At 55.9% G+C, this 23,038-nt stretch carries 21 protein-coding genes; 12 read left to right on the top strand and 9 right to left on the bottom strand.

What is annotated here, in order from left to right; genetic code table 11:
• Nucleotides 1–6: 6 nt before the first annotated feature.
• Entirely contained in the window at nucleotides 7–1,203 is a 1,197-nt protein-coding gene (locus tag A3466_RS07100; protein WP_063450005.1) for an NAD(P)/FAD-dependent oxidoreductase, read from the bottom strand.
• Nucleotides 1,204–1,431: 228 nt separating this feature from the next.
• Here A3466_RS07100 and pitA point away from each other — a divergent pair, with 228 nt between their 5' ends.
• The 3 genes from pitA (at nucleotide 1,432) to A3466_RS07110 (ending at nucleotide 3,878) form a co-directional block, all read left to right on the top strand.
• Nucleotides 1,432–2,931 (top strand): inorganic phosphate transporter PitA, encoded by a 1,500-nt coding sequence (gene pitA / locus A3466_RS07105; protein WP_063450006.1) that lies wholly within the window; start codon nucleotides 1,432–1,434, stop codon nucleotides 2,929–2,931.
• Between the two features lie 406 nt (nucleotides 2,932–3,337).
• Nucleotides 3,338–3,493 (top strand): hypothetical protein, encoded by a 156-nt coding sequence (locus tag A3466_RS23675; RefSeq protein ID WP_432416605.1) that lies wholly within the window; start codon nucleotides 3,338–3,340, stop codon nucleotides 3,491–3,493.
• Nucleotides 3,471–3,878 carry a hypothetical protein gene (locus tag A3466_RS07110; protein WP_063450007.1) on the top strand — a complete coding sequence of 136 codons (408 nt, stop codon included), beginning with the start codon at nucleotides 3,471–3,473 and terminating at the stop codon, nucleotides 3,876–3,878. Before A3466_RS23675 ends, A3466_RS07110 begins: the two co-directional genes overlap by 23 nt.
• Before the next feature lie 43 nt (nucleotides 3,879–3,921).
• On the opposite strand, the gene uspB is transcribed toward A3466_RS07110, so the two are convergent.
• The gene (gene uspB / locus A3466_RS07115) at nucleotides 3,922–4,257 is read right to left on the bottom strand and encodes a universal stress protein UspB (RefSeq protein ID WP_003861224.1); all 336 of its coding nucleotides are present in this window, start codon (nucleotides 4,255–4,257) and stop codon (nucleotides 3,922–3,924) included.
• 283 nt (nucleotides 4,258–4,540) lie between these two features.
• Between uspB and uspA the strand changes: the two genes are divergently transcribed.
• Nucleotides 4,541–4,978: a universal stress protein UspA gene (gene uspA, locus A3466_RS07120; RefSeq protein WP_063450008.1), complete on the top strand. Its 438-nt coding sequence runs from the start codon at nucleotides 4,541–4,543 to the stop codon at nucleotides 4,976–4,978.
• 60 nt (nucleotides 4,979–5,038) lie between these two features.
• On the opposite strand, the gene rsmJ is transcribed toward uspA, so the two are convergent.
• Nucleotides 5,039–5,791 (bottom strand): 16S rRNA (guanine(1516)-N(2))-methyltransferase RsmJ, encoded by a 753-nt coding sequence (gene rsmJ, locus A3466_RS07125; RefSeq protein WP_063450009.1) that lies wholly within the window; start codon nucleotides 5,789–5,791, stop codon nucleotides 5,039–5,041.
• Nucleotides 5,792–5,798: 7 nt separating this feature from the next.
• Entirely contained in the window at nucleotides 5,799–7,841 is a 2,043-nt protein-coding gene (gene prlC, locus A3466_RS07130; protein ID WP_063450010.1) for an oligopeptidase A, read from the bottom strand.
• Nucleotides 7,842–8,047: 206 nt separating this feature from the next.
• Here prlC and A3466_RS07135 point away from each other — a divergent pair, with 206 nt between their 5' ends.
• The 3 genes from A3466_RS07135 (at nucleotide 8,048) to A3466_RS07145 (ending at nucleotide 12,148) form a co-directional block, all read left to right on the top strand.
• Entirely contained in the window at nucleotides 8,048–8,890 is an 843-nt protein-coding gene (locus tag A3466_RS07135) for a 23S rRNA (adenine(2030)-N(6))-methyltransferase RlmJ (protein ID WP_063450011.1), read from the top strand.
• Nucleotides 8,891–8,961: 71 nt separating this feature from the next.
• Entirely contained in the window at nucleotides 8,962–10,314 is a 1,353-nt protein-coding gene (gene gorA / locus A3466_RS07140; protein ID WP_063450012.1) for a glutathione-disulfide reductase, read from the top strand.
• 184 nt (nucleotides 10,315–10,498) lie between these two features.
• Nucleotides 10,499–12,148, top strand: coding sequence for an alpha,alpha-trehalase (locus tag A3466_RS07145; protein ID WP_063450013.1), 1,650 nt, complete (start codon nucleotides 10,499–10,501; stop codon nucleotides 12,146–12,148).
• A 33-nt stretch (nucleotides 12,149–12,181) separates the two neighbouring features.
• On the opposite strand, the gene A3466_RS07150 is transcribed toward A3466_RS07145, so the two are convergent.
• On the bottom strand, nucleotides 12,182–13,765 hold the full coding sequence (locus tag A3466_RS07150; protein WP_063450014.1) for an STY4199 family HEPN domain-containing protein: 1,584 nt from the start codon (nucleotides 13,763–13,765) through the stop codon (nucleotides 12,182–12,184).
• Nucleotides 13,766–13,914: 149 nt separating this feature from the next.
• Between A3466_RS07150 and A3466_RS07155 the strand changes: the two genes are divergently transcribed.
• Together A3466_RS07155 and A3466_RS07160 are read left to right on the top strand one after the other, a co-directional pair.
• Nucleotides 13,915–14,454: a GNAT family N-acetyltransferase gene (locus A3466_RS07155; RefSeq protein WP_063450015.1), complete on the top strand. Its 540-nt coding sequence runs from the start codon at nucleotides 13,915–13,917 to the stop codon at nucleotides 14,452–14,454.
• A 71-nt stretch (nucleotides 14,455–14,525) separates the two neighbouring features.
• Complete coding sequence (locus A3466_RS07160) at nucleotides 14,526–14,864, top strand: lysozyme (protein WP_063450016.1); 339 nt, start codon at nucleotides 14,526–14,528, stop codon at nucleotides 14,862–14,864.
• Here the strand turns inward: A3466_RS07160 and A3466_RS07165 are convergent.
• Together A3466_RS07165 and A3466_RS07170 are read right to left on the bottom strand one after the other, a co-directional pair.
• Nucleotides 14,843–15,445 carry a response regulator transcription factor gene (locus A3466_RS07165; RefSeq protein ID WP_063450017.1) on the bottom strand — a complete coding sequence of 201 codons (603 nt, stop codon included), beginning with the start codon at nucleotides 15,443–15,445 and terminating at the stop codon, nucleotides 14,843–14,845. The two genes, A3466_RS07160 and A3466_RS07165, sit on opposite strands and share 22 nt — an antisense overlap.
• 173 nt (nucleotides 15,446–15,618) lie before the next feature.
• Nucleotides 15,619–16,377 (bottom strand): SDR family NAD(P)-dependent oxidoreductase, encoded by a 759-nt coding sequence (locus tag A3466_RS07170; RefSeq protein WP_063450018.1) that lies wholly within the window; start codon nucleotides 16,375–16,377, stop codon nucleotides 15,619–15,621.
• 119 nt (nucleotides 16,378–16,496) lie between these two features.
• Here A3466_RS07170 and A3466_RS07175 point away from each other — a divergent pair, with 119 nt between their 5' ends.
• The 3 genes from A3466_RS07175 (at nucleotide 16,497) to A3466_RS07185 (ending at nucleotide 20,055) form a co-directional block, all read left to right on the top strand.
• On the top strand, nucleotides 16,497–17,396 hold the full coding sequence (locus A3466_RS07175; protein WP_063450019.1) for a LysR family transcriptional regulator: 900 nt from the start codon (nucleotides 16,497–16,499) through the stop codon (nucleotides 17,394–17,396).
• Between the two features lie 50 nt (nucleotides 17,397–17,446).
• Entirely contained in the window at nucleotides 17,447–18,472 is a 1,026-nt protein-coding gene (yhjD, locus tag A3466_RS07180; RefSeq protein ID WP_063450037.1) for an inner membrane protein YhjD, read from the top strand.
• A gap of 260 nt (nucleotides 18,473–18,732) precedes the next feature.
• Nucleotides 18,733–20,055 (top strand): MFS transporter, encoded by a 1,323-nt coding sequence (locus A3466_RS07185; RefSeq protein WP_063450020.1) that lies wholly within the window; start codon nucleotides 18,733–18,735, stop codon nucleotides 20,053–20,055.
• 48 nt (nucleotides 20,056–20,103) lie between these two features.
• Here the strand turns inward: A3466_RS07185 and A3466_RS07190 are convergent, their stop codons facing one another.
• The gene (locus A3466_RS07190; protein WP_063450021.1) at nucleotides 20,104–22,146 is read right to left on the bottom strand and encodes an AsmA family protein; all 2,043 of its coding nucleotides are present in this window, start codon (nucleotides 22,144–22,146) and stop codon (nucleotides 20,104–20,106) included.
• Nucleotides 22,147–22,211: 65 nt separating this feature from the next.
• Nucleotides 22,212–22,985 carry a cyclic-guanylate-specific phosphodiesterase gene (gene pdeH / locus A3466_RS07195; RefSeq protein ID WP_063450022.1) on the bottom strand — a complete coding sequence of 258 codons (774 nt, stop codon included), beginning with the start codon at nucleotides 22,983–22,985 and terminating at the stop codon, nucleotides 22,212–22,214.
• Nucleotides 22,986–23,038: the final 53 nt, after the last annotated feature.

Consider the following 23,038-nt stretch of genomic DNA (forward strand, 5'->3'; position numbering starts at 1 on the left):
CGCTTGTCACTTATCCTCAGCGAGTGCCTGCGCGCATGCCCAGGCACTGGCCCACGCCCACTGGAAGTTATACCCGCCGAGCCAGCCGGTCACGTCCATCACTTCGCCAATGAAATAGAGACCCGGCACGTTGCGGGCTTCCATCGTGCGGGATGAGAGTTCGTTTGTATCCACGCCGCCCAGCGTCACTTCCGCCGTGCGGTAGCCCTCGGTGCCGTTTGGCTGTACGCGCCAGTTCGTCAGCGTCTCCACCAGCGTTTCCTGCTCGCGGCTGTTCAGCTGCTTAAGCGACACGTCCGGGATCTGCCCCAGCGCCTGCAAACATTCCACCAGACGCTTCGGCAACTGCATTGCCAGGGTGTTTTTCAGGCTTTGATTCGGGTGCGCAGCGCGCTGTTCATTCAGGAACGCGTCCAGATCGCAGTCCGGTACCAGGTTCACGGCGACAAACTCCCCCGGCTGCCAGTAGCTTGAGATCTGCAACACCGCCGGCCCCGAGAGGCCGCGATGGGTAAAGAGCAGGTTTTCGCGAAATACCGTGCCGTCTTCGGCCGTAATAACCGACGGCACAGACACGCCTGAGAGCGTCTGAAGCTGTTCCAGCAGCGGCTTATGCAGCGTGAACGGCACCAGCCCGGCGCGGGTGGGCAGCACCTTCAGGCCAAACTGCTCGGCGATTTTGTAGCCGAACGGTGAAGCGCCAAGACCCGGCATCGAAAGGCCGCCGCTGGCTATCACCAGATTATCGGCGCTGACGGTTTCACCATTGAGTTGCAGCGTGTAGCCCTGCTCGTCGCGGGCGACCTCGAGCACTTCCGTCCGCAGGCGCATGACCACGCCACCTTTCTCGCACTCAGCCACCAGCATATCAACGATTTGCTGGGCGGAGTCGTCGCAGAACAACTGTCCCAGCGTCTTCTCATGCCACGCGATACCGTGTTTACCCACCAGTTCGATAAAATCCCACTGGGTGTAGCGCGCCAGCGCAGATTTACAAAAATGACGGTTCTGGCTCAGATAGGCCGCCGGATCGACATAAAGATTGGTGAAATTGCAGCGCCCGCCGCCGGACATCAGGATCTTGCGGCCAGGCTTTTTTCCGTTATCCAGCAGCAGCACGCGACGACCCGCTTGTCCGGCCATTGCCGCACAAAACATACCCGCCGCACCGGCGCCAATTACTACGGCATCAAACCTTTCCACGTCAAAATCCTCTTCGTTAACTGCCGCGGATTGTAAAGTTTCCTCAGTGGTCGCACCAGCGTAAAAAGATATTACAAAGCCATTTCATTGATATTTAAAGATTATCCTTTCAGGCACATTTCTTAAATCAGGTGGTATGTCAAAAAAAGTCTATATTTCACTTTGCCCGTTGCGCATTTGTCCTGGATAATGCGCCGCGTTCATGTCCTCAAAATGGCGTAACGTCCTATGCTACATTTGTTTGCCGGCCTGGATTTACATACCGGGCTTTTATTATTGCTTGCTCTGGTTTTTGTGCTGTTTTACGAAGCGATCAACGGCTTCCACGACACTGCAAACGCAGTTGCAACGGTTATTTACACTCGCGCAATGCGATCGCAGCTTGCGGTCGTTATGGCGGCGGTATTTAACTTTTTTGGTGTCCTCCTGGGCGGACTGAGCGTTGCGTATGCCATTGTGCATATGCTGCCAACGGATCTGCTTCTTAACGTGAGTTCCGGTCATGGCCTGGCCATGGTGTTCTCAATGCTGCTTGCTGCCATTATCTGGAACCTCGGTACCTGGTATTTCGGCCTGCCTGCATCCAGCTCTCACACCCTTATTGGCGCGATTATCGGTATTGGGTTAACCAACGCCCTGATGACCGGTACCTCGGTTGTTGATGCGCTGAACCTGCCTAAAGTACTGGGCATTTTCGGCTCTCTGATCATTTCTCCTATCGTGGGTCTGGTGGTGGCGGGTGGCTTGATTTTCATCCTGCGTCGCTACTGGAGCAACACGAAGAAACGTGCGCGTATCCACCTGACGCCAGCAGAGCGTGAAAAGAAAGACGGCAAGAAAAAGCCGCCGTTCTGGACGCGTATCGCACTGATCGTTTCTGCTATCGGCGTGGCCTTCTCTCATGGCGCGAACGATGGTCAGAAAGGCATTGGTCTGGTGATGCTGGTTCTGATTGGCGTCGCACCGGCGGGCTTCGTGGTTAACATGAACGCCTCTGGCTACGAGATCACCCGTACCCGTGATGCGGTAAACAACGTTGAAACGTACTTCCAGCAGCATCCTCAGCTGCTGAAGAAAGCGACCGGCGTAGACCAGCTGATCCCTTCTCCTGACTCTGGCGCACTGACTGCACCGGGCGAGTTCCATTGCCACCCGGCAAACGCGATTAACGCGCTGGAACGTGCGAAAGGCATGCTGGCCGATATCGAAAGCTACGACAAACTGGCTGTTGAACAGCGCGGTCAGCTGCGTCGCATCATGCTCTGCATCTCCGACGTGACCGATAAAGTCGCGAAGCTGCCAGAGGTGACTGCTGACGACAAACGTCTGTTGAAGAAACTGAAAGGCGATATGCTCAACACCATTGAGTACGCGCCAATCTGGATCATCATGGCGGTCGCGCTGGCGCTGGGTATCGGTACGATGATTGGCTGGCGTCGTGTGGCGACCACCATCGGCGAGAAGATCGGTAAGAAAGGCATGACCTATGCACAGGGTATGTCCGCGCAGATGACGGCGGCGGTGTCTATCGGTCTGGCGAGCTATACCGGTATGCCAGTATCAACCACCCACGTACTCTCTTCGTCCGTGGCAGGTACCATGATTGTTGACGGCGGCGGTTTGCAGCGTAAAACCGTGACCAACATTCTGATGGCCTGGGTGTTCACCCTCCCGGCGTCCATCCTGTTGTCCGGCGGTCTGTACTGGATTTCGCTGAAGCTGATTTAACCGGCTGAAGGCGACAAAAAAGCGGGTCAGGAAACTGGCCCGCTTTTTTTACGTGTAATTTCTGATTAATTACTAATTTCATTAGGAAAATCTGAACATTTTTTGCTCAGATAATCTGTTTGCGAGAAACTATCATGCCGGGCAGGATGAATAACGCCTACTGGAGAATGTATGGCTTCCGTTCCAACGCCTGGCCCTGGTCCAATTGTAATAGCTAACAACATGCGTGAAGCGCGCCAAAATGGAATGTCACGCAATATGCGTCACAGCCTAAACATATTACTGGTTCTATCAAAAAGTCCGAAATGGCGGCCCATGGGATTATAAAAATTTCGATCCGTATTTCGCAGCATTTGGCAATTTTAACTTCGGTGCCGCAGAGACCGCGGCTGGGATTCCTGCGAAGATCCTCCTCATGGGCGCGGGTTGGGCTCAGAGTCGCGCAGGGACCTCAAAAGCCAAATGGGGTAAATGGTACGATAAACCGCCTTACGGTGATGACCCGACGGATCAGCGCAATATCAGAGAAGGAATAGATTATGCCATTCAGAATGGTTATTAGCTGGCTCCATCGGCTCGTCACGCTTGTATTGCTCTTCGTGGTTGCTGGTTTTGCCTGGCTAAATCATCAGCCCGACTCCCGTCGTTACGACGAGTTGCAGCGCGTTTATCAAGTTTCAGATAGCGTCTGGCTGTACATGACGGTGAATCATGGCGGTGGCGCAACCGTACCGACCATTTATCGATACTATCTCTCGAATAAGCTAGAAGGGAAAAATGCCGACATTCTCAGGCAACTCTCCACGAAAGCTCCCGTCATTGAGGGTACTGGCACGATTACAAATGCCAGCCTTGTCAAAAACGGGGCTGTGAGCATTTCTTACAGTGGTAAAGTGATATCAATTCAGGACACGATCTCTGACCTCCGATTCACGGCTATCCCCTAAATCGAATGGCAAGAAGGCGAGGCTGGCCTCGCCTTCTTCATGCTCAGTGCCAAATCATCAGTGCAATCATACTCACCACAACCAGGCCACACAGGGCGCTGGTCAAAATGAACTGACGACGCAGGCGCTCGCAGCGACGGATAAACTCTTCATCGTGGTGATCGCGGTAGCGCTGGTAATAGATGTACCCCACCAGACGCATCTGTTTGCTGGGCTGTCCATGCGAGGTGAAGAACCCTCCACCGTCCACGTACTGATAAAGCAGCGGATCGCAACCACGAAGTACCACTAACAGCGCACGTAACGATGAGAAGTAGCGCGCCATATTCACTATGCAAACTACGCATAACGCCCAAAACAATGCGACGGTGCTAATCATACATCCTCCCCGGCGTCGGCCCATGAAGCAAGGCTCCTGAGCTACCGCACCCCAATGCCCTGACAGACAGTTCAGTGAAAGAATGACTAAAAGTCGATCCGGTTCGCGTTTTAATATCCGAACGGCTCATTAAATAGTGTAGGAGATCCGTTAATTTTTTTGCCACAAGGTTAATCGTTATCAACACCAAAGCTTGAAAAATATGTTTAACTGGGCCGTAATGAAAGCATCAGACGACGGCTTTCCCATTTAGTCATCGATAACTTAAGGAAGGAGTAACACTATGGCTTACAAACACATTCTTATCGCGGTAGACCTCTCCCCGGAGAGTAAAGTGCTGGTCGACAAAGCAGTATCCATGGCACGTCCCTACAACGCGAAAGTTTCGCTGATTCACGTTGATGTGAATTACTCCGACCTCTACACCGGTTTGATCGACGTGAATCTCGGCGATATGCAGAAACGCATCTCCGAAGAGACTCACCACGCGCTGAGCGAGCTCTCTACCAATGCGGGCTATCCGATCGCTGAAACCCTGAGCGGTAGCGGCGATCTGGGTCAGGTGCTGGTTGATGCGATTAAGAAATACGATATGGATCTGGTGGTCTGCGGACATCACCAGGACTTCTGGAGCAAGCTGATGTCCTCAGCGCGCCAGCTGATTAATACCGTTCACGTGGATATGCTGATTGTTCCACTGCGTGACGAAGAAGACGAGTAAGTGCAAAAAAAGCGGCACTGAATGTAGGCCGGGTAAGGCGAAGCCGCCACCCGGCTTTTTTTATTCCGGCGTACCCGCATAAATATCAAACCGGTGCCCTTTGGTGGTCACCGCGTTGGCCGTAGCAACATCCGCCAGCGGCGGCGCGTAGTCCGGACGCTTCACCACCACCCGCTTCGTCGCGAGCTGACGAGCAGGCTCCAGCAGGCCATCTGCATCCAGATCCGGCCCCACCAACGACTGAAACACCCGCATCTCTTTCTTCACCAGCGCGCTTTTCTGCTTATGCGGGAACATCGGGTCGAGGTAGACCACCTGCGGGCGCGGAGTGATATCCGTCAGCGCCGTCAGGCTTGACGCATGGATCAGCTGCAAACGTTCCTGCAACCATGGGCCGATTTCCGGGTCCGCATAGCCTCGCGTCAGCCCGTCATCGAGCAGCGCGGCGACAACCGGATTACGCTCCAGCATCCGCACCCGGCAGCCCACCGACGCCAGCACAAACGCATCGCGCCCCAGCCCCGCCGTAGCATCCACCACGTCCGGCAGATAGCTTCCTTTAATGCCGACCGCTTTGGCCACCGCTTCGCCGCGACCGCCACCGAACTTACGCCGGTGCGCCATCGCGCCACCGACAAAATCGACAAAAATCCCGCCGAGCTTCGGCTCGTCGCGCTTGCGTAATTCGAGATGTGCTGTAGTCATTACCAGCGCCATCAGGTTGTCTTCATCATGTTCCAGCCCCCAGCGGGCCGCCAGAACAGATAAGGCGCCGTCTCCGGCGCCCGTTTCATCCACTAAGCAGATCTTCACGTAACAATCAGCCTTTGATCCCGTAATGCTCAAGCATCGCATCCAGCTGCGGCTCGCGGCCACGGAAGCGTTTGAACAGCTCCATAGGCTCTTCAGAACCGCCGCGGGTCAGGATGTTGTCAAGGAACGACTGGCCGGTTTCGCGGTTGAAGATCCCCTCTTCCTCGAAGCGAGAGAAGGCGTCCGCCGCCAGCACGTCGGCCCACAGGTAGCTGTAGTAGCCTGCGGCGTATCCGCCTGCGAAGATATGGCTGAACGCGTGCGGGAAGCGTCCCCAGGTTGGGCCTGGAATAACGGCGACCTGCTTTTTAATCTCGGCCAGCGTTTCGAGGATTTTCGCCCCCTGCTCCGGGCTGAACTCGGCATGCAGGCGGAAATCGAACAGGCCGAACTCCAGCTGACGCAGGATAAACATCGCCGCCTGGTAGTTTTTCGCCGCCAGCATTTTATCCAGCAACTCTTTAGGCAGCGGTTCGCCGGTCTCATAGTGGCCGGAGATAAACGCCAGCGCGTCCGGCTCCCAGCACCAGTTTTCCATAAACTGGCTTGGCAGCTCGACCGCATCCCATGGCACCCCGCTGATACCGGCGACGCCGGCGGTTTCGATGCGGGTCAGCATGTGGTGCAGGCCGTGACCGAACTCGTGGAACAGGGTGATCACTTCATCGTGGGTAAACAGCGCCGGTTTGCCGCTTACCGGACGGTTGAAGTTGCAGGTCAGATAGGCGACCGGTTTTTGCAGGGAACCGTCCGCTTTACGCATCTGGCCCACGCAGTCGTCCATCCACGCCCCGCCGCGTTTGTTTTCACGCGCGTAGAGATCGAGGTAGAAGCTGCCGCGCAGTTCGTTTTTCTCGTCATACAGTTCGAAGAAGCGCACGTCCGGATGCCAGACGTCAATATCAGTACGTTCTTTAGCGGTAATGCCGTAAATGCGTTTCACCACTTCAAACAGACCGTTGACGGCTTTGTTTTCCGGGAAGTACGGACGCAGCTGTTCGTCGCTGATGCTGTAGAGGTGCTGCTTCTGTTTTTCGCTGTAGTACGCGATATCCCACGGCTGAAGCTCGTCCACGCCAAACTCCGCTTTCGCAAAGGCGCGCAGCTGGGCCAGCTCTTTCTCACCCTGAGGACGGGCGCGTTTCGCCAGATCGGTCAGGAAGTCGAGCACCTGCTGCGGGTTCTCGGCCATTTTGGTGGCGAGGGATTTATCCGCGTAGCTGTCGAAGCCCAGCAGCTGTGCCAGCTCGTGGCGCAGGGCGAGGATTTCCGCCATCACCGGACTGTTATCCCATTTGCCCGCATTCGGCCCCTGATCGGAGGCGCGGGTGCTGTAGGCGCGGTACATCTCTTCACGCAGGGCCTGGTTGTCGCAGTAGGTCATCACCGGCAGATAGCTCGGGATATCCAGGGTTAACAGGAAGCCTTCCTGCTCTTTTGCTTCGGCCTGGGCTTTCGCCGCCGCCAGCGCGCTTTCCGGCATACCCGCCAGCTCGGCTTCGTCGGTAATCAGCTTCGTCCAGCCCATGGTAGCGTCAAGGACGTTGTTGCTGTACTGGTTGCCCAGTTCGGACAGGCGCGCAGCGATTTCGCCGTAGCGAACCTGCTTCTCTTTTGGCAGACCGATACCGGACAGTTCGAAATCACGCAGGGCGTTATCAACCGATTTTTTCTGCGCCGTGTTCAGTTCGGCATAATGGTCGCCGTCGCGCAGGTCGCGGTAGGCTTTGTACAGCCCTTCATGCTGGCCGACCCAGGTGCTGTACTCAGAGAGCAGCGGCAGGGTTTGTTCGTAGGCTTCACGCAGCTCCGGGCTGTTTTTCACCGAGTTCAGGTGGCTCACCGGGGAAAAGATACGCCCCAGCACGTCGTCCACTTCGGCCAGCGGCTGACACAGATTCTCCCAGGTGTACGGCGCGCCCTGCGCAACCACGCTTTCTACCGCCGCGCGGCAGTTTTCCAGCGACTGGGTAACGGCTGGAACCACATGCTCAGGGAGGATTTTAGAAAACGGTGGCAACGAAAAAGGCGTCAGTAATGGATTGGTCATAAACGCTGTCCTGTTGAAATAGATGAATGAAGCGCGCATCCGGCGCTGTGCATATTGTTCAGTAATGGGGTTAAGTGTAGAGGATTTCAATGCCGGACGTTGTCGAAAAGAGCCCGGTGGTGCTGCGCTTACCGGGCCTGCGGGTAATCTTTGCCGTTCTGCTGTAAACTGTGGCAAATCGTCAATTCAGCGGAATATCATTACCCATGCTCAGTTATCGCCACAGCTTCCACGCTGGCAACCATGCCGACGTCCTTAAACACACCATTCAGAGCCTGATCATCGAATCGCTCAAAGAGAAGGATAAACCGTTTCTCTATCTGGACACCCACGCGGGCGCGGGCCGTTATCAGCTGAGCGGCGAGCATGCCGAGCGTACCGGTGAATATCTGGAAGGGATTGCGCGTATCTGGCAGCAGGACGATCTGCCTGCCGAGCTGGAGCCGTACATCGGCGTGGTGAATCACTTCAACCGCAACGGCCAGCTGCGTTACTACCCGGGCTCTCCGCTGATTGCCCGCCAGCTGCTGCGCGAGCAGGACAGCCTCCAGCTGACCGAACTACACCCGAGCGATTTCCCGCTGCTGCGCTCTGAGTTTCAGAAAGATAACCGCGCCCGCGTGGACAAAGCCGACGGTTACCAGCAGTTGAAAGCCAAGCTGCCACCGGTTTCCCGTCGCGGCCTGGTGCTGATCGACCCGCCGTACGAAATCAAAACCGACTATCAGGCGGTGGTGACCGGCATCAATGAAGGTTACAAACGCTTTGCGACCGGAACCTATGCCCTGTGGTATCCGGTGGTGCTGCGCGCGCAGATTAAACGCATGATTAAGGATCTGGAAGCGACCGGCATTCGTAAAATCCTGCAAATTGAGCTGGCGGTGCGCCCCGACAGCGACCAGCGCGGCATGACCGCTTCCGGCATGATTGTGATAAACCCGCCGTGGAAACTGGAAGCGCAGATGAACAACGTGCTGCCGTGGCTGCACAAAACGCTGGTGCCTGCCGGAACAGGTCACGCCACCGTAAGCTGGATCGTGCCGGAGTAATTGCAGCCATCGGTGGAAACTATTGATTTCAGGTATACAATCGCGGCAATTCACGATTAAGGACAAAAACTATGACCAGGCATTATGACTACATCGCAATCGGCGGCGGCAGCGGCGGCATCGCCTCCATTAACCGTGCGGCCATGTACGGCCAGAAGTGTGCGCTGATTGAAGCCAAAGCGCTCGGCGGCACCTGCGTGAACGTCGGTTGTGTACCGAAGAAAGTGATGTGGCATGCCGCGCAAATCCGTGAAGCTATTCATATGTATGGCCCGGACTACGGTTTTGACACCACCATCAACCACTTCGACTGGGACAAGCTGATCGCCAGCCGTACCGCCTACATCGACCGTATTCATACCTCCTACGACAACGTGCTGGGCAAGAATAACGTTGACGTGATCCGCGGCTTTGCCCGTTTCGTGGATGCGAAAACGATCGAAGTGAACGGCGAGACGATCACTGCCGATCACATCCTGATCGCCACCGGCGGCCGTCCGAGCCACCCGAACATTCCGGGCGCGGAATACGGTATCGACTCCGACGGGTTCTTCGAGCTGCCAGCTCTGCCTGAGCGCGTGGCCATTGTGGGCGCAGGTTACATCGCGGTTGAGCTGGCTGGCGTGATTAACGGCCTGGGCGCAGAGGCGCACCTGTTCGTGCGTAAACACGCGCCGCTGCGCAGCTTCGACCCGCTGATCGTCGAGACGCTGGTTGAGGTGATGAACGCCGAAGGCCCAACGCTGCACACCAACGCCGTGCCAAAGGCGGTCGTTAAAAATGCAGACGGCAGCCTGACGCTGGAGCTGGAAGATGGCCGCAGCCAGACCGTTGACTGCCTGATCTGGGCGATTGGGCGTGAACCGGAAACCGACAACTTCAACCTGGCTGCAACTGGCGTGAAAACCAATGAAAAAGGGTATATCGTCGTTGATAAGTTCCAGAACACCAGTGTGCCGGGCATTTATGCCGTCGGGGATAACACCGGTGCCGTCGAACTGACGCCGGTTGCCGTTGCCGCAGGCCGTCGCCTCTCCGAGCGCCTGTTTAACAACAAGCCGGACGAGCACCTGGATTACAGCAACATCCCGACCGTGGTCTTTAGCCACCCGCCAATCGGCACCGTCGGCTTAACCGAACCGCAGGCGCGCGAGCAGTACGGCGATGACCAGGTGAAAGTGTACAAATCGGCGTTTACCGCAATGTATACCGCGGTCACCTCACACCGTCAGCCGTGCCGCATGAAGCTGGTCTGCGTGGGACCGGACGAGAAGATCGTCGGTATCCACGGCATTGGCTTCGGCATGGACGAGATCCTGCAAGGCTTCGCGGTGGCGCTGAAGATGGGCGCAACCAAGAAAGACTTCGATAACACCGTCGCGATCCACCCGACGGCGGCAGAAGAATTTGTGACCATGCGTTAAGCCTGATGCCCCTCCCCGGAGGGGCATTTTTCATTAACATTCACAAATCGTTGCAAAACGAATGCTCCGAAAATAGTGATCTACCGCACATATCCCCCCACATCTACCGAAGCGAATGTCTACGCTTATAGGACGCCCGGAAAAACCAGTCTTTGAGAACACATAACCGGAGGTCTTTATCACCATGTTCAACCAGAAACTACAGACTGCCGAGGAAATCGAGTTCGAACTTGCAGAAGAGCTGCGCTACGAAACCGATCCCTGTGAGTTAAAACTGGATGAGATGATCGAGGCAGAGCCGGAACCGGAAATGATTGAAGGGCTGCCGGCGTCCGATGCCCTCACGCCCGCAGACCGCTATCTTGAACTGTTTGAACACGTCCAGTCGTCGCGGCTGTTTGCGGACAGCAAAACCTTCCCCGACTGTGCGCCGAAAATGGATCCGCTGGATATCCTGATTCGCTACCGCAAGGTGCGTCGTCACCGTGATTTCGACCTGGCGCGCTTTGTGGAGAATCACTTCTGGCTGCCGGAGGACTACAGCAAAGAGTACGTCTCCGATCCCGGCTTCTCTCTGAAAGAACACATTGATAACCTGTGGCCGGTGCTGACGCGTGAGCCGCAGGATCACATCCCGTGGTCGTCGCTGCTGGCGCTGCCGCAGGCCTATATTGTGCCCGGCGGTCGCTTCAGCGAGACCTACTACTGGGACTCCTACTTCTCCATGCTGGGCCTGGCAGAAAGCGGTCGTAACGATCTGCTGAAATGTATGGCCGATAACTTCGCCTGGCTGATAGAGCGCTATGGCCATATCCCGAACGGCAACCGCACCTACTACCTCAGCCGCTCCCAGCCGCCGGTATTTGCACTGATGGTAGAGCTGTTTGAAGAGGACGGCGTGCGCGGGGCGAAGCGCTATCTTGAACACCTCAAGATGGAGTACGCCTTCTGGATGGACGGGGCAGAGTCGCTGCTGCTCAATCAGGCCTACCGCAGTGCGGTTCGCATGCCGGACGGCTCGCTGCTTAACCGTTACTGGGACGATCGCGATACGCCACGGGATGAGTCCTGGATTGAAGACGTTGAAACCGCCCGTCATTCGGGTCGTCCGCCGAACGAGGTGTATCGCGACCTGCGCGCCGGGGCAGCTTCCGGCTGGGATTACTCGTCCCGCTGGCTGCGCGATCCGGCGCGGCTGGCCAGCATCCGCACCACGCAATTTATCCCCATCGATTTGAACGCGTTCCTGTTCAAGCTGGAGAGCGCTATTGCCAATATCTCAGCATCGAAAGGGGATAAAGAGACCTCCGATCTGTTTCGTCAGAAAGCCAGCGACCGCCGCGCGGCGGTGAACCGCTATCTGTGGGATGACGAGAACGGCTGTTATCGCGATTACGACTGGCGGCGTGAAGCGCTGGCGCTCTTCTCTGCGGCCAGCCTTGTGCCGCTGTACGTGGGCATGGCGACGCATGAGCAGGCGGAGCGGCTGTCCGATGCCGTTAAAGCACGTCTGCTCACACCGGGCGGGATCCTCGCCACCGAATATGAAACAGGCGAGCAGTGGGATAAGCCGAACGGCTGGGCGCCGCTGCAATGGATGGCCATTCAGGGGTTCAAACAGTACGGCAACGACTCGCTGGGAGATGAGATCGCCTGGAGCTGGCTGCACACGGTGAACCATTACTATAAAACCCATCATAAGCTGATTGAGAAGTACCACATCGCCAGCAGCACGCCACGCGAAGGTGGCGGGGGGGAGTATCCGTTGCAGGATGGCTTCGGCTGGACCAATGGCGTGGTGCGGCGATTGATTGGGTTGTATGGAGAGCCCTGAGCCTCTCCCCTCAGGGGAGAGGGGGAAAAATAATCAGCGGATCACCTCATAAATGGCAGTCTGGATGGACTGCCATTTTTTTGTGGTGGTATCCGGCTGAGATTTAGCGCGGCGCGTGGCCATATCTGCATCATGCTGTTGGCGTTTCACTACCGCCGGAACGGTACAGAACGCTTTCAGGTACTGCTTGCGCATAGACGTCAGCGATTCGCCGTTCGCCATCGCATGGCTAAGCGTGTTAATAAAGCGTCGGCAGGGCTTTTGCTCTGTCATTTGCAGGCGGTAGCGCAGCATCACTTCCAGCACGTCGTCGTAGCCTGCCGACAACGCCTCTTCTGTCCATGACACTTTCCAGTCCATCCCGCCCTGCAAGAACAGGAGCGCCACGCGGGTATCGTTGCGGCTGATAGCTGAACGGAAGTTGTTTTCATCCCAGGTCACGCCCATACGCGTCAGCGTTTCTCGCGAGGAAGGCGTTTCGCGCATTTCCTGCACCGGCGCGGGAGATGCCGAACTGGCCACAGCCGGCTGGGGTTTACTGCTGGTTACCAGCCAGGCTCCCCCCACGATAATCGCGATAACCATCACGCCAACCGCTCCCCACAGCACGCCGGAAATCAGCTGTTCGCGCTGCTCGGGCGTTCGCGCGGCGCGCTGGGTCGGTTTTTCGATGCTGTCGCGCACTTCAAAAAGATCGCCACCCGTGGTGCGATCCATTTTCTGCGCTTTTTCCCAGAACGCGTGCAGCTCGCCCTCCTCCACCGCCATGAGTGCCGCCGGGTTAATGCGTGTCCGCCCTTCCTCAAACGCGCGCTGAACGGAGCGGGTTATCTGCGAGTAATAGCTGTCGAGCAGCTGGATTTGCGCCCCGCTTAACGGCTGCTGCACGGTGATGCTGTTGCGGATTTGACGGATATCTTCGAGGAAGGTTTGCAGCGTTTTGCGAGGCTCTACCAGCAGCGTCAGCATGTCCGGATCGTTAAACAGCGACGCGTAGTAGCGGCTAAATTCTTTTTTATCCACCAGCAACTGGGCCAGCTCGCTGAACAACATGCCGCTCAGCACATCGTTAATTTCACCGTTTTTCAGCCAGCGACGTACGCGATCGGCGTTAAACAAGGTCTTAAGATGATTATTTAGCCGCGTCGGATCGGGCCACGCCTGCTGTATCAGCTCTTTTATCATCAGCTCGATGGCTCGCACCTGTTTCTGCGCCCGGAGCTGGCTCTCCTGCTCTGGCGCCATCCCGGTATCGTAGGTCAGGAGGGGCTGTTGCAAACGCAGATATTCAAGGGCGGTTACAAAGCGCATCGCCGCAATCAGCTGGTTTTCGCTGACGTCCTGCCCGCTTTCATACTGGGGGACGCGCTGCTGAAGCAAGCGTAATTGCAGCGTAAAGGCCGTCATTTCCGCATCATTCAGGTTCAGCTTCCTGGCAACGGCGCCCCACCCGCCAAGCCCCAGGCGAGCGCTGTCCAGCTGTTCCAGAAACCAGCGTGGATCTTTGCCTTCACTAACAGGTACATTCAACAGAAGTAAGATTTCGACAGACGCCTGACGGATCGCCGCCAGGCAGTGTTCAAACTGCTCGCGGGTATGATGCGATGAGCTCATCATCTTTGTTTTCCTTGAGAGACAACAAATACCGCTAAAGCGGCATTAAAGGTGATTTTTCTTTTTATTTATACGAGGTTAAACATACCTGACTTTCTGTTGAAATAAAGTGACAACCCTATAATCATTTACGATGTCTCAGGAGAATCTGAATGCCCGCCCTTACGACCGCACGCCTCACCTGCTCGCCGCTTCAGGAGCAAGACTGGTCCTTTTTTCTGTCGCTTCAACAAAATCCTGACGTGATGCGTTTTGTCGCCGAGGCGCGTAGCGAGGCGGACATTCGGGAAGCCTTTGATTCTCGACTGTTGCCGTGGACGCCCGGCAGCGCACACTGGCTCTGCCTTGTGGTGCGTGATACGGCCAGCCAGACGCCGCTGGGCGTGACCGGCTATGTACACCGGGAGGCAGATTGTGCCGAAGTTGGTTTTCTCTTTGCGCCTTTTGCCCAGGGGAAAGGTTATGGCTTCGAATCGCTGCGGGCCGTGTGTGATTTCGCGTTGACTCAGGGCAATATTCGCCGGCTCACCGCCACCGTTACCGCGGGAAATATCGCCTCAAGGCGGCTGCTGGAAAAAACAGGTTTTCAACTGGAAGGTGAGTTGCGCGAGAGTTATTTCATTTCAGGGCAATGGCATAACGACTGGCTGTTCGGTTTATTGAAAAAGGAATACCCGTTCAGTAAAACCTGATCAACAGCCATTTGGCGGATATTCCCCGGACGTCGTTTCCTCTATAGTCGCGCCATTAAGAGGAAACGCTTATGACGGGTTATGCAATGCAGATAACGTCTGCTGCAATCGCATTAATTAAAAAGCAGCAGGGACTTTCCCTGGAAAAATACCGTGACGAAAAGGGAATATGGGTTATAGGTTACGGTCACGTGATTCGCCAGTGGGAAAAATTTAACGGCCTCATTACGCCGGCTGAGGCGGAATATTTGCTTTTCAATGATATTCAGTTATGTGAGACGCTGCTGCGGGAAACGAACCGACGCCCGTTAACCCAACAGCAGCATGATGCCCTGGTTTTAACTCTCTTCAGTTTTGGGGAAGACACCACTCTGCCAGAGAAGATCCTTCAGGCTGTCGCCCGGGTATAGTACATCGCGGCCTGCGTCCGGTTTTTGACGTCAAGACGGCGAAAAAGCGTTTCAAGATGTGCTTTTACCGTTGCCGCACTGATGTTGAGATTACGCCCAATTTCTTTGTTCGACTCTCCGGCCGCCAGTAACTTCAACACCTCACGCTGGCGCTCGCTTAACAATGACAGCTCATCATGAGAGGAGTGCTGCTTCAACCACTCGCCGGGAAAACAGACCATCCCTCGCAATACCGAATCCAGCACTGCGGAAAAGCGTTCGGGATTCGCATTGCGGGGGATTATCGCCACCACGTTGCGCTGGAGCATTTGCTCAACCCAGCGAGGCTCTTTTTTCGTTAATACCAACACCACGCGCGCCGCTGGAAAACGATCCGTAATCTCTTCCAGTAAAGCCACACCATTATCATGAATTAAATATCCATCTATCATGACGATAGCGGAGGGTGACGCGGATAATTGCGCCCATAATTCACCCGTCTGACGAGTACCAGTCAACTCTATTTCCGGAATTAACTTCTGCAAACTGCACATCGCTCCATGAATAAATAATGACTGCCTGTCAAACATGATTACTCGCATCGTTTTACCCCTCTGAGAATAGCGAAGGGGGATTCTACAGAGGCATTTTTTAAGAAAAAACTCAATGAACGGAGAGGTTACAATTCAACCAGCTATCTTTATATCTTCCCGCATTTAGACATACCTGAATTAAGGATTTTCTTAAGAGGGTTTCCTCCCCTTAAGACCGAACATTACAGGAACATACCGCCTGAGACTTCAATACGTTGCGCATTCATCCAGCCCAGTTTGTCGCTGAGCAGAGCCGCAATGGCGTCACCAATATCATCGGGCAGGCCCACGCGTCCCAGCGCAGTTTGCGACGCCAGCAGCTGGTTAAGCTCCGCATTATCCCGCACGCGTCCGCCGCCAAAGTCGGTTTCAATGGCGCCAGGCGCGATGATATTGACGGAAATACCGCGCGCGCCCAGCTCTTTTGCCTGATAGCGGGTCAGCACTTCCATCGCCCCTTTCATGGCAGCGTAGGTGCCTGAGCCTGGCTGAGTAAAACGGGCCAGTCCGCTGGAGACGTTCAGGATCCGCCCCCCGTCTTTAATTAACGGCAGCAGTTGCTGCGTGATGAAAAACGGACCTTTGAAATGAACGTTCACCGCATCGTCAAACTGCGCCTCCGTCGTCTCGGTAAAGAGGGCGTACAAGCCTGTACCGGCGTTGTTCACTAAATAGTCAAAGGCGTCACGTTGCCAGACGTGCTGAAGGGTGTCCTTCACCTGTTGAGCAAAACGCGGAAAAGTTGCCGTATCGCCGACGTTAAGCTGCAATGCGGCCGCTTTTCCGCCTTTTGCCTCTATTTCGCGCACAACTTCATGCGCCTCCTGCTGGCTGCTGTTCCAGGTCAGGATGATGCCTGTCCCTTCCGCAGCCAGCTTCAGAACGGCGTTTTTACCCAGGCCGCGGCTACCGCCAGTCACTAATGCAATACGTTCACGCATAATTCACCTCGTTTCGTCTGTGATGATGATTGAGAAAGAGCTTATTAGATGGTAGAAAATCAATAAATACTCCCTCTAACGCTTCACTGTTTCATTCATAACAACAATGACTAACATCTATGGATAAAATACACGCAATGCAGCTTTTCCTTCGCGTCGCGGAACTGGAGAGTTTTTCCCGCGCGGCGGAGACGCTAAGCCTGCCGAAAGGGAGCGTATCGCGGCAGATCCAGGCCCTGGAAAACGCGCTGGGTACGCAGCTGCTGCACCGCACTACCCGCCGCGTCAGCCTGACGCAGGACGGCATGGTTTATTATGAACGTGCAAAAGATCTGCTGATGAATCTGGACGAGCTGGACGGCATGTTCCTGCACGACCCCTCCTCCATCAGCGGTCGGCTACGCGTGGATATGCCCGTTGCCATTGCGCGAAATGTCGTCATTCCAAAACTGCCTGCCTTTTTACAGCAGTACCCCGGCATTGAGCTGGAGCTGAGCAGCAGCGACCGCCTGGTGGACGTCATCCGCGAAGGATTTGACTGCGTGGTGCGCGTGGGTAACCTGAAGGACTCCGGGCTTATCGCCCGTCCGCTTGGGAAGCTTTCGGTGATTAACTGCGCCAGCCCGGACTATCTGACGCGATTCGGCTACCCTGAGACGCTGGACGATTTGGCCTCACACGCCCTCATTCACTACTCCGCCACGCTGGGCACCCGCCCGCTGGGTTTTGAGTATTTCAACGGCAGCGCAACCCAGTGGGTGAAAACGGGAGGCGTACTGACGGTCAACAGCACGGAAACCTACCAGGCCGCCTGTCTCGCCGGGCTTGGCATTATTCAGGTCCCGCGCGTCGGAGTGCGTGATGCCCTGCGCACGAAAAAACTCGTGGAGATCCTGCCGCAGTACCGGGCTGAACCGATGCCCGTCTCCCTCATTTATCCCCACCGCCGTAACCTCTCCCGCCGGGTACATGTGTTTATGGCGTGGCTTACCGAACTCACAAAAAGTTACGTGGACTAGTCACAAGCTATAATTCAGTAACATCCAGCTCAACGAAAAGGAAAATGCGCGTGACGCCGGAAAATAACCCGCAACGACCGACTCAACATTTAGATTATGAACCCATCAAAAAGATGGATAACGAACCTGAAGCGCCGAAAGAGCCTGGAACGGCCAGCAAAGCGCTGGGCACCGTTACCGGTATAGCTGAAAAAATTCAGCAGATACCCGCGATTGCCCACCTGATACGCGCCGCTGAGCGCTTCAATGACCGCATGGGAAATCAGTTCGGCGCGGCGATCACCTACTTCTCTTTCCTGTCGATGATCCCCATCCTGATGGTGTCGTTTGCCGCCGCCGGTTTTGTGCTGGCGTCTCACCCGACGCTATTGCAGGACATCTTCAATAAGATCCTGAACAACGTTAGCGACCAGACACTCGCCACGACGCTTAAAAGCACCATCAATACCGCCGTGCAGCAGCGTACCACCGTGGGTATCGTCGGGTTGCTCATTGCGCTCTACTCCGGGGTGAACTGGATGGGCAACCTGCGTGAGGCCATTCGCGCCCAGTCGCGTGACGTCTGGGAGCGTACGCCGCAGGACCAGGAGAAGATATGGGTGAAGTATCTGCGCGACTTTATTTCACTGATTGGGCTGCTGGTGGCGCTGGTCATCACGCTCTCTATCACCTCGGTCGCCGGTTCCGCGCAGCAGATGATTATCTCCGCGCTGTATCTGGATTACATTGAATGGCTGAAGCCAGCCTGGCGCGGTATAGGGCTTGCCATCTCCATCTTTGCTAACTACCTGCTGTTCTTCTGGATCTTCTGGCGTTTGCCCCGCCATCGCCCGCGCAAGAAGGCGCTGATCCGTGGGACGTTGATTGCCGCTATTGGTTTTGAGGTGATCAAAATTGTGATGACCTATACGCTGCCGTCGCTGGTGAAGTCTCCCTCTGGCGCGGCCTTTGGTTCAGTGCTGGGGCTGATGGCCTTCTTCTATTTCTTCGCGCGCCTGACGCTGTTCTGCGCCGCGTGGATCGCCACCGCAGAGTATAAAGACGACCCGCGCATGCCGGGAAAAACCCACCACTGATGTTCTGTCGGGCTGATATTTCAGCCCGATTCACCATTTCAGCATATAAATCCAGATCGTAACTTTTATTTAACTCAAAACCAGTTTTAATGACTGATATTTAAAATTTGTGAAGCATTTCATGGAAGTTTTTTCGCTGGCCTGAAAATTATCCGCTTTTTGTTGATTTTATGACCACGTCACGCTTTTGTTACAGATTGAAATGTCGCTGTTGCTGTGACTAATATGGCCCTTCGTTCGTCCAAAAATAAGAAAATATTATGCAAGCAACAGCCACCACACTTAACGAAGGGGCGGAACACGTTCCGGTCAATTCCCGTAATAAAGTCGTCGTCGCATCGCTGATTGGCACCGCCATTGAGTTCTTCGACTTTTACATTTATGCCACCGCTGCGGTCATTGTCTTTCCGCATATTTTCTTCCCACAGGGCGACCCAACGGCAGCCACGCTACAGTCTTTAGCCACCTTTGCTATCGCCTTCGTTGCGCGTCCGATTGGTTCAGCGGTCTTTGGGCATTTTGGCGATCGCGTTGGCCGTAAAGTGACGCTGGTTGCCTCGCTGCTGACCATGGGGATCTCTACGGTTGCCATCGGCCTGCTGCCGACCTATGAAACTATCGGCATTCTGGCGCCCGTGCTGCTGGCGTTGGCGCGCTTTGGTCAGGGTTTAGGCCTGGGCGGGGAATGGGGCGGCGCGGCGCTGCTGGCGACCGAAAACGCCCCGGCGCGCAAGCGTGCCCTGTATGGCTCTTTCCCGCAGCTGGGCGCACCGATTGGCTTCTTCTTTGCTAACGGCACCTTCCTGCTCCTCTCCTGGCTGCTGACCGATGAACAGTTCATGAGCTGGGGCTGGCGTATTCCGTTCGTCTTCTCTGCCGTGCTGGTGCTGATTGGCCTTTACGTGCGCGTGTCACTGCACGAAACGCCGGTCTTCGCGAAAATCGCCGCGGCGAAAAAGCAGGTTAAAGTTCCGCTGGGCACGCTGCTGACCAAACACATCCGCGTAACCGTGCTGGGCACGTTCATTATGCTGGCGACCTATACGCTGTTCTACATCATGACCGTTTACTCCATGACCTACAGCACCGCCGCCGTACCGGTCGGGCTGGGCCTGCCGCGTAACGAAGTGCTGTGGATGCTGATGATGGCGGTTATTGGATTTGGCGTGATGGTGCCCATCGCGGGCCTGCTGGCGGATAAATTTGGCCGTCGTTCAAGCATGATCGTCATCACCTCGCTGATCATCCTGTTCGCGCTGTTTGTCTTCCCGCCGCTGCTGGGTTCAGGTAGCCCTGCGCTGGTGATGGCGTATCTGCTGATTGGCCTGAGCCTGATGGGACTGACCTTTGGCCCGATGGGCGCGCTGCTACCGGAGCTGTTCCCGACTGAAGTGCGTTATACCGGCGCGTCGTTCTCCTATAACGTTTCGTCTATTCTGGGCGCCTCGGTCGCCCCGTATATCGCCACCTGGCTTCAGGCAAACTATGGCCTGTTCTATGTGGGCGTCTATCTGGCGGCAATGGCAGCGCTGACGCTGATTGCGCTGCTGCTGACGCACGAAACTAAACATCAGTCACTGTAAGATGATGCCGGGTGGCGGCTACGCCACCCGGCAAGAACGGGCCACACCTTACTTCTTCATCTGCGACAAAATCGTCCGACACTGATTCGCTTCGCCTTCTGACGGCGAAATCAACGCCAGCAGCGCCGCCGCAGGGGTGACCAGCGTGGCGAGTGCGGCGGCAACTGCACCGCGCGCAATCAGCGGCCCGGCCTTCACGCCCGCCTGCGGCTCTTTGAAGGTCCCGCGCACGTAGAGCGGTGAACGCAGGGTAATGATACGAATACCTTTACTTTCCGGATCGATGGTTAAATCCAGCTGCTCGGACGCCATGCTGGCGGTGCCGGTGATGTTGATAACCGCGTTTTCCGTGTCGAAGGCGAAGATCTGCGGACGCGCCACGCCGTTGACCAGATCCACGTTTGCCGCCGCGCAATTCACGCGCACTTCGTCGTCACCGAAGATTTGCCCGATGATAAAGTTCCCGACGTTCAGCCCCAGGATCTCCATCAGGTTACGGCTCACCAGACCGTCGTTCATCAGCAGCTTCAGGTTGCCGTTTCCGCTGCCCAGCAGCGCCGCCACGGAGTTGCCCGTGCCGCGAATGTCCGCGTCGCCGTTCATCTCACCGAGGGTCTTCTGCATCAGCTCCACGTCCGGCATCAGCTCTTTCAGCTTCAGCCGGCGCGCCTGGATCTCTGCCCGTCCCTGCATCGGCTTCTTATCCCCCTCCAGGTGGATATTCGACGAAATGGTTCCGCCCGCCATGCCAAACTTCAGCGGTTGCAGGCGCAGGTCGGCGTTTTTCAGGATGATATGAGTCGAGAGATTGCTCAACGGCAGCGTGCTGCCATGCTCAATTTTACGTCCTTTGAAGCGCACGTCCGCATCCATCACGTCCCACTTGTCCGTTTCGAAGCGGTCATAGGGCAATACTTTGCCCGCAGGCTGGACGTCCTTTTTGACCTCTTTTGACTTCGTACCTTTACCCGAATCTACGCCAATCAGCGGCCCAAGATCGGCCAGACGCAGCTGGCGGGATTCAACGTCACCCTCCAGTTTCGGGCGTGGTTTTCCGGTGGTGTAGGTCAGCGTACCGTGAATATCGCTATCGCCGATGCGGCCGTTGAACCCCCGGTAGTCAAAGACGGACGATTTTTCAGCGTCGATTTTTGCGACCAGACGCCCGTCCGTTTCAAATGGCGGGGTATCCGGCAGCAGCACGCCGGTGAGATCGTACAGTTCACCCAGCGAATCGCCGGCAAACTTAAGCTGGAGATCGACGCCGCCCATGTTCATCGGGTCGTTAACCGTGCCCACGAACGCCACGCGGGTATTGCCCGAGCGGAAATCCGCCTGCACCGGGAATGGCGTGCCCTCGCTCCTGAGCGCCAGCATGCCGCCGATTTTGCCTTTGCCGGTGAGCGGCTGGCCGTTGTAGCGCCCTTTCGCCGTCAGGCCAAAGACGTAATCGCCCGCTTTGCTGTCATCGCCTTTGGCTTTACTGCCCGTCACTTCGCTAAACGGCAGCGGCTTGCCCAGCGGATCGACGAGGATCTCCACGTCGGCTTTACTCACCTTATCGTCAATGGCGATCCGCCCGCGATCGAACAGAATATTGTCGAGGCGGAAAGACCACGAAGAGGGCTGCGCATTCGGATCTTTATCGTCGCTGCCGGCGAGATCGAACGTCCAGTTGTTGTTTTTCTCAGACAGGCGAATCAGCCGCGCGTCGGGCTGCTGAAGTTTGATCCACGGCAGATAGACCGTTTTCGTTAACAGAGCTAACGGCGCCAGCGTGGCTTCCACGCGCGGCAGGTGGATCATGGTCACTTCGGGGATATCGGGCGGGTTGCCAAGCATAATGTCGTCGGCATGGACGTGCGGCCAGGGCACCCAGCTTCGCCAGCCGGTTTCCTCTTTCTGGCGCTCCCACACGACGCCCAAATCGCCACGTATTGCGAAGGGGCGGTTTAGCTCGGCTGAGACTTTCTGGTTGATGGTCGGTTTGAGGCGGTTCCAGTCAAACGTGGCGATAATGATGATTAAGACCACGATCAGCAACACGAAAATCCCTGCTGTCCAGGAAATCACCCTGGTTGTTTTTGTCATTGTTGTCCCCTTTCCTGATGAACTTGCCTATAAAACTATAGTTCAGACAAAGGGAAGCGGGCATATCAGAGCGTGGTTATCACCTTTTCCAGGGTATCCATAGGGACAGGACGAGAGAGGAAATAACCCTGTGCCGCGGCTGCCGGGGAATTTTGCACATCGCGCCACTCTTCCAGCGTTTCCACGCCTTCCACAATGACGCCCTGGCAATAGCGGTTCATCAGTTGCAGGAGCATCGTAAACAGGTTCCGTCCCTCCGACGTCTGGCGCAGCATAATAAACAGATCGCGGGCCACTTTGATGTAGTCATAACGCACTTCGCTCAGGGCGGAGAAGTTCGCCATGCCGGTACCGAAGTCATCCAGCCACAGCGGGCCAAATTCACACATCGAGGCAAACGAGGAGTCCTGCGGCAGACGCACGTGCTCCACCAGTTCGAAGCGCATCCACGGCAGGGTGGCAATCAGCGCCTGCAACGTCGCATTCTGACGTAACGCCATCAGAGTTGGGCCATCCACGTTCACCGACGCCAGAATACCGTGCTGCTCGAAGAAGGCCTGCTTCGTCGCCAGCATTCTCAGTTGCTCTTCCAGCACGTCGATGCGCTGACGCACAGCAACCTCCGCAAAATAGCGGTCCGGCGCGATACGCTGTGAAGGATTCGACGGATGAGTGACGATCGTTAATACCTCAATCGCCATTAATCGACCGTCTGTACGGTAGATGGGCTGATAGGTATACGCTCGCTCGCATTGCAGCCAGTAGCGATGCTCCTGCAAGTTCTCAATACTTGCCTCAGGCGTAGTGCTCAGCCGCTGGATAACCTGCTCTGACTTCATTTCGGATGTCCTGTTGTATGGGATAGCCTTTCTGGACTCGTCACTGAGTTATC

This window comes from Enterobacter genomosp. S, assembly GCF_001631805.1.
Classification (GTDB): Bacteria; Pseudomonadota; Gammaproteobacteria; order Enterobacterales; family Enterobacteriaceae; genus Enterobacter; species Enterobacter quasihormaechei.